This is a genomic window from Pirellulaceae bacterium, assembly GCA_029243025.1.
Classification (GTDB): Bacteria; Planctomycetota; Planctomycetia; order Pirellulales; family Pirellulaceae.
Genome location: JAQWSU010000005.1, coordinates 61,639 through 71,464, shown reverse-complemented (window position 1 = coordinate 71,464; position 9,826 = coordinate 61,639). Strand labels below are relative to the sequence as shown.

Genomic DNA, 9,826 nt, shown 5'->3' with positions numbered 1-9,826 from the left:
CTGGGGACTGGCCGCAATAAGCCTGCGGAAAGATGACTGACTGAGTCAGTTTCAAACGAGATTAACCTTCTTCATTGCTTTCGTTTTCGTCGTCCTGTTCGCCCACCACTTCTTCAAGGTTCCCGGCACTTTCTGAAAAGACTGAAGAAACGACTGAACCGACTTGCTGTGCTCCCAGAATCGCGATGACAGAAATCAGCGAGGCAATAACGCAATATTCGATTGCTGTTGCTGCATGTCGTCGTTTGCTGCCTGGAAGATAATTGCTAAGTCTTTTCCATAGGTGCCGGATTCTGGAAGAACTCGCGGTTGCCGAGACAGGAACGCTATCCTCTTGCCGCATGGGTTGCCTCCCCTGATTTCGAATCATAGGAGACTACAGAGACTCTCGTTTTTTGTGAACCTCCCGGACTGGACTTTTCACGTGTTTCCTCGGGGGAGTTTACAGCTCCCGATTTTTCGAGCGAATCGAGCATCGAGTTGAACTCGTTTTGGAAGTCCATCAGCTCATCACCCTTGCGAAGCGTAATTCGTTCGACCGGTTGTTGAAACGTGATTTTTCGGACCGCTTTCCGAAGCTGGAAAATAGGCCCCGCAACCCGATGGTAAAGCTTGTTGGCATCCCAGATTAAGGCTGGCACGATCAGCACGAAGCAGGCCCACATTGGCCAAAACTGATAGCAGAATTGTTTGTACTGGGCTATCGGATTATCCGTTCCGTTCTGGATCAGCTGCCAACAAAATACGCTGTTCCAAAGTGCAAACTGGTAAAGCGTCCAATATCCAACCATTCGTCCGATAAATGATTTTTGGAATTGATCAACGATGTAACGACGGCGACGCTTGATCATTAGTTTGTCTCCAAATAATGGACGGTCGGGAGGTAAGCCATCCGTGATAAATTATTTCCGTGTTCGTTGGTCAAACCCTTGTTAGCCAGTCACTGGCCAATGCAATTTGTCCGTCCGGTTTTCGACATAAGCTGGGTAAGTTTACGTTGCGGCAAAGCTGCTGTGATCTGAAATCGGTTTGCGCGTTCTTTAACGATTGCAAGGGGGGCCTTGGCGACGAACAGCGTGACCCGGTTGAGTCGCTTTGATCAACGGATTCGTCTTTCTCCACGCTCGCCGCATCCCGTCTGCGGAAAGTTTCTCCCGATTGCAGGCGAGTAATCGCTTACGGAGTGTCGCTAAGCCAGCGATTCAGTACGTTTCGCCGCATGGATTCAGCGAGAGGATCAGTCAGAGTGGCCCAGGAAGCTGAATTCGGCAAAGGAGGCTCCGAATAGCAGAGTTCCGAAGCCGAGCGGCCGACCGCAAATAAAACGCAATCGCGTTGCCGAATGGGGCGGAAACTTAGTGCACGCGGATGCACAGCGAGAGACGGGTTGTTGGTGTTGCGCGAAGCGTCTTAACTGAATGCGTTGGGCGAAGCCAGGGTTCCGTTGCAATGCCCTTGGGATTGCTCGATGCCCCGTTCAGCACTCAAGTCTGGGGCTCTGGCTGTTGCCGTTACAGACAAGCTGGCACTGTCCGCGGGAAGGCCGCAAATGATCTGCACCAGCGAGAGGCGTGGACAGACTATTCTGGCAATGTTGCGTTGTGGTAAACATCCTGCACATCTTCGCAGTCGTTGAGCATTTGCATGAACTTCTCAAACATTGGCACCTCCGTGGCGTTGATGGTCGTATTTGCTTGAGGCAAAAACGTGATTTCTTGAGCTTCGAATTCCGTTTCGGGAAAGGCTGCCAACAAAGCCGTCTTCGCTTTGTAGAATTCGGCAGGGGGAGCGAAGATAGTGACGTATTCGCCTTTGCATTCAATCTCGTCGACGTCGACATCAGCCTCCAGCATAATCTCCAGGATTTTGTCCTCATCGTTGCCCTGAAAGGAGAGGACCGCTAAATGATCAAACAAATGTGAAACCGAACCGGTCGTTCCTAGTTTCGATCCTGTCTTGGTGAAGCAGTTGCGGACGTCGGTAATCGTTCGATTGGGATTGTCGGTTAAACAGTCAACGATGACGATACAGTTTCCTGGGCCAAAGCCTTCGTAACGGGCCACTGAAAAGTCCTCGCCGCCCGCACCGCTTGCTTTTTCGATCGCTTTGTCGATGACGTGAGCAGGAACCTGGTCTCGCTTGGCCTTTTCAATCAACGTACGTAATGCGGGATTGGCTTCCGGGTCGGCGACGCCATTCTTCGCAGCAACGTACAGTTGTTTGCCATATTTGGAATAAAGCTTCGACTTCTGACCTGCTGTCTTGAAGATGGAAGCCTTGCGATTTTCGAAACTTCTTCCCATAGCGATTTCTCTTCTCTTGCCGCGATTTGTACCGAATAATTCCTGATGTTAGAAGTCTCTCGTGTTTTTTTCTAGGTCGTGTTGACCGATTTGCTGACGGTTAGCTCTACCTGCGAGCCAGGTAGCCTTCGCTGTTGCGGTTTCTTGGATCATGCCGATTGAGTCAAGATCAAAAGCGTGTGGAGACTGCTTCGATGGGAAAGGATAGCATGAGCCGCAACTGATCTGGAGACAGCTGTCATTTCGGAGCAAAAAGATCGATTTCTGGCTCGGGAAGGCTCGTTGCCGAGATCGCTCGTGGGCCAATTGCTGCGAACTCTTGCTGCGGACTTCCGCCGAATCCACAACAGTGAGCAGGAGAGCTCATTCGATGACTGGATCGCCTGTACCGCTCAACTAGAGTGGCTCCATTCTGGATAGGCCACTTGACCTGGAACGGTCACCCGAGTTTTCAACAAAGTCTTTCCTGCTGTCACATACAAGGTTTTTCCATCCGGACCTCCAAAGGCCAGATTGGTAATCACGTCTTCATAAACTGGAATGCGGCCCTTGAGCTCGCCATCGGGCTCGATCAGATAGACCCCTGGCGGAACGACGTCTGTTTCGTGGTCGCCTCGCGGCACCGAAATTCCCGCTGCCACGTAGAGGTTACCTTCGATGTCCAGTCGCATGCCATCGCCACCTCGGCCGGGTGCAAAGTCGTAGACCATTCGCTGATTGTTCGGATTTCCATGTTCGTCCAACTCAAACGCCCACACCTTACGATTGCCTCCGACCGTTGGACAACTGTCAATCACATACATCAACTGAGAATCCTGAGAGACCGCAATTCCATTCGGCCGTTGTATGTGCGACTGGTCAAGAATGCGAATGACGGACCCGTCGAGATCAATCCGATAAACGCCTTCGATGTCCATTTCCATATCAGATCGATCACCGTAACGGGGGTCGGTAAAATAGATCCGCCCCTGACCATCAATGCAGATGTCATTGGGAGAATTGTATCGCTTGTTGTCATAACAGTCCGTCAGGACTTCCACTTTGCCCGTTTTCAGATCGGTACGAGTGACTCGGCGCATGCCTCCGGGACCGAATTCAGAACCCTCACAGTGGTACAGTCGTCCAGCCTGGTCAAAGGTTTGTCCGTTGGTTCGCCCGGATGGTTCTCGAAAGACCGAACAGATTCCGTTCGGAGAAAGCATCATGATGCGATTGTTTTTGATGTCCGAAAAATAGACCGTTCCGTCTGCGTGGACCGCAGGCCCCTCGGTAAAAGCAAGGAAGTCGGCGACTTCCAAGCCTCGGTTCATGCCAGGGGGAAAGCCGAGGTTCGTGAATCGGTCGTCCATCATGTTGTTCTCTTAAGGTCGAACTGCCCCGTTCCCGTAGGTTGCGGTGGGGATGAAGCCGCAAATATAATACGAACTCTGTTGGTGAAGTTGAACGGGCTCAAACGTGAAATGCAAGGAGCGATGATTCGATGGCGCAAATGAGGGGACCAGCCGTATTTCTTGCCCAATTCCTGCGAGATGAACCACCCTTTGATAACCTGCAAAACATTGGAAAGTGGGTTGCCAGCCTAGGTTATCAGGGCATCCAGATTCCCGCGTGGGATTCACGGGTGATCGATCTCGACCAGGCCAGTCAGTCGAAAACTTACTGTGATGATTATCTGGGAGGTCTGCGAGAGTTAGGGCTTGAGCCGACGGAGGTCGCACCCTATCTGCAAGGTCAGGTTTTGGCCGTTCATCCTGCCTACGAGACGATGTTCGAAGCCTTCCATCCCGAAGGCTTGCGAGGCAACGATCGAACCCAATGGGCCACGCAGGAACTTGAGAAAAGCGTTCGGGCCGCTGCCAATTTGGGAATCCGAAATATCCCGACTCTGTCGGGCGGATTCGCTTGGCACCTCGCTTATCCCTGGCCTCAGCGTCCCGAAGGAATCATCGACGAGGCCTTTAAGGAATTGGCCAGTCGCTGGAAACCTTTGTTGGATTTAGCCGATGAGCACGGTTGCGTTTTCGGTTATGAACTTCATCCGGGGTCGGACATTTACGACGGAGCGACCTTTGAAATGTTCCTGGAGCATGTGGGCAACCATCCGGCCGCTTGTATCAACTACGATCCGAGCCATTTTCTTCTCCAGCAATTGGATTATTTGGAATTTATTCGACTATATGGTGACCGGATATCCGGATTTCACGTGAAGGATGCTGAGTTTCGGCCGACGGGACGAGTTGGGGTCTATGGAGGTTATCAATCATGGGCCGGACGTGCCGGACGTTTCCGTTCGCTGGGTGACGGCCAAGTTGACTTCAAACGAGTCTTTACGCTGCTTGCCGAAGCAGGCTACGACGGTTGGGCGGTTCTGGAATGGGAGTGCTGTGTGAAGAGTCCCGAGCAAGGCGCTGCGGAAGGAGCTCCCTTTATTCAGCAACACATCATCGAGACCACCCAGGTTGCTTTTGATGATTTTGCCGGCACCGAGACCGATACGGCGAGCAATCGCAGGATTTTAGGACTCGACTGACATTTCAACTCGTGGAGGTGAAAAAGTGGATTCGTGGAAACGAAAGTTGCGGATGGGGATGGTCGGTGGAGGGCAGGGTGCCTTTATTGGAGGCGTTCACCGTGTTGTCGCTGCGCTCGATCAACAGATCGAACTTGTCGCCGGATGCTTTTCTCGAGATCCAGAGAATACGAGGATCACGGGGGAACAACTTTATCTTGACCCCGCCCGCTGTTACTCGAGTTACGAGGAGATGGCCGCCGCGGAAATCGCTCTCCCAGAGGATCAACGAATCGATTTTGTGAGCATTGTGACTCCCAATAACTCTCACTTCCCAATCGCCAAAACCTTTTTGGAAGCCGGTTTCCATGTGGTTTGCGATAAACCGATGACCTATGACCTTGCGGAAGCTGAGCAGCTGGCCAAACTCGTTGAGCAATCGGGACAAGTGTTTGCACTGACGCATAATTACACGGGACATCCTCTGATTCGCCATGCTCGCCAACTATTCAAGTCGGGCGAGTTGGGAACCGTTCGAAAAGTCGTTGTCGAATATCTACAAGACTTTCTGATGGTTTCCCATGAGAAACTAGGGCAGAAGCAGGCGCTTTGGCGCGTCGATCCAGCCCAATCGGGTATCGGCGGCACGCTTGGCGATGTGGGTACGCACTGCGTCAACTTGCTCGAATATGTCACCGGCGATCCGATCAGCGAACTCTGTGCTGACAAAAGTACCTTTCTACCGGATCGTCAGTTGGACGAGGATGTCAATGCGCTTCTTCGTTTTCAAGGTGGGGGGAAAGGGGTGTTGACGATTAGCCAAGTGGCTACCGGAGAAGAGAATGGACTGAAGCTTCGGGTTTATGGTTCCAAAGGGGCCATACTCTGGGAACAAGAGAATCCGAATTATTTGCAGCTTTATCGCTATGGTGAGCCACGCCAGACGTTAACGCGCGGACAGGCTTATCTTTCCGATGCCGCCCAAGACTGTTGTCGAATTCCAGTCGGCCATCCGGAAGGCTATTTGGAGGCATTTGCAACGATCTACTGCGGTGTGGCCGAAGCGATTCGTGCCTATCTTGATGGAGCCCCGCTGAAGACGGAGGAGTATAACTTTCCAACCGTTTACGACGGCGTTCGCGGAATGCGTTTTATCACACGCGCCGTGGAGTCGTGTGATCAGGGAAGTGCATGGGTTTCAATGGAATAAGTGTCTTAGTTACTCGAGGATATGATGCGAGAAAACCAGCTGAAGAAAAAACTTGATAACGGCGACGTGGTTGTCGGAAGTTTTGTCTACGTTCCCTCGTCCAAATTGACCGAAATTGTAGGGCTTGCCGGTTTCGATTTTGTGGTGATCGACATGGAACATGGTCCAGTCGATACGGCGGTCGCGGAAGATATGGTTCGTGCGGCGGAAATTGCGAATACGACACCCATCATTCGCGTTACGCATAACGATCCCTCGGCCGTTCTCAGATCGCTGGACATTGGTGCTCAAGCCATCCATGTTCCGAATGTCCACACCCGATCAGACGCGATTAACGCGGTGGCGAACAGCAAGTATGGTCCGGTAGGAACTCGTGGATTGGCGGGAGTGCGCGCAAACGATTACGGACTTTGTCAGCCATTGCCCCAGTACGCTTCCGACGCGAATGATCAGACGATGGTGATTGCCCACATCGAACACATCGATGCGGTCAACAATCTTGACGAGCTGCTTTCGGTAGATGGAATCGATGTTTACTACCTTGGCCCACAAGATCTTTCCAACAGTTTGGGAATCCCTGGCCAGGGGAAAGATTCACGGGTTGTCGATCTGGTGGAATCTTCCATTCAACGCATTGCGGCGGCCGGTCGGACTGCGGGGTGCATTGCCACTGATCCGAAAGTCGCGCGCCGGTACATCGATCTGGGCGCGCGCTACATCGCCACTCACGCGATTCGTCACATGGTCGACCAGTCGCAGCGGTTCATCCAGGAGATATCGAAATGAGCTCGAAAGAACTTCAAGGCTTGGTCGCCGTTGTGACCGGGGCTGCTCAAGGGCTTGGCCTCGGGATGGTCGAAGCCTTAGCCGAATTAGGGGCCCACGCAGTTATCGCCGATCTTCAAGTTGAGAAAGCGAAAGAAGAGGCCGATCGGTTGATGGCGAAAGGTTTGAAGGTCGAAGCAAAGTTCCTGGATGTCTCTGATAGTCAACAAGTCGATCGCCTATTTGAAAAGGTCGTCGAGGACCATGGGAAACTTGATATCCTGGTCAATAATGCGGGGGTAGGCCAGACCGTCACTCCGGTTGTTGAACTCGAAAATAGTGAATGGGATCGAGTGATCGGAATCACGCTGACCGGTGCGTTTTATTGCTGTCGCGCGGCTGGCCGAAGGATGGAACAACAAGAATCGGGGCGGATCGTTAACATTGCTTCGATCAACGGGCAAAATCCAGCTGCGTTAGTGGCTGCTTACAACGTAGCAAAAGCTGGCGTGATATCGCTCACAAAAACTTTGGCGCTCGAGTTAGCCGTTTACGGAGTTCAGGTGAATGCCGTTTGTCCGGGCCCCGTCTATACGGATTTCAATCGAACGGTGATGGCACAACGTTGTGCCAGTCTAGGTATCTCTGAGCAAGAAATGGTCGACAAGGTGCAGAACGCGATTCCGCTCGGCAGGTGGGGGCAGTTCAGCGATATTGCCAATGCGGTCGCCTTTTTGTGTAGCCCGAAAAATTCCTGGATGACCGGGGATGTGATTCGTGTCAGTGGTGGATTAGAGGGAGTCTCTGCGGCGCCACCCAAAAGGTCAACAACCTGATTTCAGGATGCGACACTTATGTCTCATGAAAATTTAATCAACCGAGTCGCGATTGTCGGGGTCGGGCAGATGGGAGCTGCCGCGGCGGTTTGTTACCGTCGGTCTGGCTATGAAACGATTCTTTGGGATAACAATCCAAATCAGCTCGATTCTGTGCAAGAACGATTAACACAGATTGAGGAATGGATGGACAGAAATCTTGGCCCGGCTTCCTCGGATGATGGCAGCTTTGTGGTCGCCCGCCATTTCGATGAGGTGGATGAAGCGGCCGATCTGATCATGGACTGTATCATTGAGGACATGAGCGAGAAGATTGCGTTGCTGGCGAGTCTCAAGGCTGCCAGACAACGCGAGGCGATTCTGATTACCACGACGAGTGGACTCAGTATCAGCGAAATGGGAGAAAAAAGTGGAACCGGACCGCTGTTGGCCGGTACCCATTTTTGGAATCCTCCTCATCTCATGCCGTTGGTGGAGGTCGTGCGCGGCAGCCAAACAAAAGATGTGGTTTTGGAACGGGTCACTCAACTGATGACTGCAATCGGAAAGATACCCGTCCGAGTAGAACGCGATGTTCCTGGTTTTATTGGCAACCGATTACTTCATGCATTGTGGCGAGAATCCCTGGCGCTCGTGCAGGAGGGGATTGCAACGCCGGAGGATATTGACTTGGTGGCACGATTGACTTTCGGGCTCCGCATGCCCGCGGTCGGACCACTGGAAAACATGGATCTCGTCGGGCTCGATCTGATTGAAAAAATTCACACCTACCTTCTCAAAGATTTGAATGCTGATTCTGCACCTCTTCCCGTTTTGGTTGAAAAAACAAAGCAAGGCCAGTTGGGAATGAAAACCGGCCAAGGCTTTTATGCATGGAACGAACAGGATGCACAAAGGCTTCTTGAAAAACGAGATCGACAGATCGTCCATCAGCTTGAGTTCTTAAGGGAGCTTGGGGATACCTCACAAAGCCCTGTTGTACGATCCGGCGGAGACGACTGATGAAACCAAAGCTCTTTATCCCGGAACCGATCTCGCGATCTGGGATTGACCTGCTCGAAACCGCCGTCGACTGTATTTCGCCTTGGCGAGAAAAAAATAACGATGACCCGGAAAAACATCGCGCTGAACTCAATGACTCGGATGCGGTGATCGTACGCCTGTTCAAGATTTCGGCTGAAGATCTGGAGCGTTGCAGTCGACTCAAGGTGATCGCGAAACATGGCGTCGGTGTCGACAATATCGATCTTCAAGCGGCACACGAACGGAACATTCGAGTGGTGTACACGCCGATCGCCAATTCTAACGCGGTTGCGGAACATGCGATGTCGCTATTGTTGGCTTTATCCCGAAACATTGGCCCCGCGTTTCAGGCCGTGCGAGACGGGCGATTCGCTGAACGTAATCGATTTCAGGGTGTTGAGCTCGCCGGGAAGACGCTCGGCATCGTTGGGCTTGGTCGCATTGGGTCAAAGGTTGCCCGCATGGCAACTGCGGGATTTTCGATGAATGCGATTGGCTATGATCCGTATTCGGAAGAATCGCAATCGGATTTGCCAATCGAAAGAACCGGTCGTATTGAAGATCTGTTTGAAAAATCCGATTTTCTCACATTCCATGTTCCGCTCAACGACAATACTCGGCATCTGGTGAATCAAGAAAATCTGGCGTTGGTCAAACCATCTTGTCGAATCATCAATACGTCGCGAGGAGGTGTCGTTGATGAGAACGCGTTGCGAGATGCGTTGGAACGGGGCAGCATAGCGGGGGCAGCTTTGGATGTTTTTGAACAGGAGCCGTTGCCTGAAACGCACCCACTTTGTCACGCTCCCAATATTCTGCTGACACCCCACATCTCTTCATCCACCAAAGAATCGCTCGATCGAATGGCGGTTGATGCTGCCACGGGCGTGCTCGACGTCCTTGCTGGCAGAGAACCGGCCTATCCCGTCCGACTGGCAGGCAAATGAAAGTTGTCCCAGTAAGAACAGGTTCCTTCCATGATAAGGATGGAACAAAACTAGTTTTGGGCAAAGAAAAATGCGATGACGATTTGCCGCAAGATGTCCAGTAAGTGTCTGGAGGGACGTCGGATTCTTCGGCCTCGATTCCTTTTTGTTTTGGAGTTCCATTCGTGGCTGGAATGGTCTCGACCAACTGGCCGGTTTGTCCTGCAAACGCCGAGCGACTGACCGTAACGCAT

10 protein-coding genes are annotated in these 9,826 nt (G+C 52.1%); 6 read left to right on the top strand and 4 right to left on the bottom strand.

Translation table 11 applies throughout. The annotated features are described in order from the left end of the window. Window positions 1-61: 61 nt before the first annotated feature. From P8N76_02010 to P8N76_01995, 4 genes are all read right to left on the bottom strand, one after another. Entirely contained in the window at window positions 62-343 is a 282-nt protein-coding gene (locus tag P8N76_02010; GenBank protein MDG2380423.1) for a Flp family type IVb pilin, read from the bottom strand. Then, window positions 327-851 carry a hypothetical protein gene (locus P8N76_02005; protein MDG2380422.1) on the bottom strand — a complete coding sequence of 175 codons (525 nt, stop codon included), beginning with the start codon at window positions 849-851 and terminating at the stop codon, window positions 327-329. The genes P8N76_02010 and P8N76_02005 overlap by 17 nt, the downstream gene beginning before the upstream one ends. A gap of 729 nt (window positions 852-1,580) precedes the next feature. Further along, window positions 1,581-2,303, bottom strand: coding sequence for a YebC/PmpR family DNA-binding transcriptional regulator (locus P8N76_02000; protein ID MDG2380421.1), 723 nt, complete (start codon window positions 2,301-2,303; stop codon window positions 1,581-1,583). A gap of 392 nt (window positions 2,304-2,695) precedes the next feature. Further along, a complete protein-coding gene (locus P8N76_01995; GenBank protein MDG2380420.1) occupies window positions 2,696-3,655 on the bottom strand; it encodes an SMP-30/gluconolactonase/LRE family protein in 960 nt (319 codons plus the stop codon). Between the two features lie 128 nt (window positions 3,656-3,783). On the opposite strand from P8N76_01995, the gene P8N76_01990 reads away from it, so the two are divergent. Genes P8N76_01990 through P8N76_01965 form a run of 6 tightly spaced genes read left to right on the top strand, consistent with a single transcriptional unit; the run spans window position 3,784 to window position 9,593 of the window. Then, entirely contained in the window at window positions 3,784-4,833 is a 1,050-nt protein-coding gene (locus P8N76_01990) for a sugar phosphate isomerase/epimerase (GenBank protein ID MDG2380419.1), read from the top strand. A gap of 25 nt (window positions 4,834-4,858) precedes the next feature. After that, window positions 4,859-6,022: a Gfo/Idh/MocA family oxidoreductase gene (locus tag P8N76_01985; protein MDG2380418.1), complete on the top strand. Its 1,164-nt coding sequence runs from the start codon at window positions 4,859-4,861 to the stop codon at window positions 6,020-6,022. 21 nt (window positions 6,023-6,043) lie between these two features. Continuing rightward, window positions 6,044-6,808 (top strand): aldolase/citrate lyase family protein, encoded by a 765-nt coding sequence (locus tag P8N76_01980; GenBank protein MDG2380417.1) that lies wholly within the window; start codon window positions 6,044-6,046, stop codon window positions 6,806-6,808. After that, window positions 6,805-7,623, top strand: coding sequence for an SDR family NAD(P)-dependent oxidoreductase (locus P8N76_01975; protein MDG2380416.1), 819 nt, complete (start codon window positions 6,805-6,807; stop codon window positions 7,621-7,623). Before P8N76_01980 ends, P8N76_01975 begins: the two co-directional genes overlap by 4 nt. A gap of 18 nt (window positions 7,624-7,641) precedes the next feature. Next, on the top strand, window positions 7,642-8,625 hold the full coding sequence (locus P8N76_01970; protein MDG2380415.1) for a 3-hydroxyacyl-CoA dehydrogenase family protein: 984 nt from the start codon (window positions 7,642-7,644) through the stop codon (window positions 8,623-8,625). Further along, the gene (locus P8N76_01965; protein ID MDG2380414.1) at window positions 8,625-9,593 is read left to right on the top strand and encodes a hydroxyacid dehydrogenase; all 969 of its coding nucleotides are present in this window, start codon (window positions 8,625-8,627) and stop codon (window positions 9,591-9,593) included. Before P8N76_01970 ends, P8N76_01965 begins: the two co-directional genes overlap by 1 nt. Window positions 9,594-9,826 lie beyond the last annotated feature (233 nt).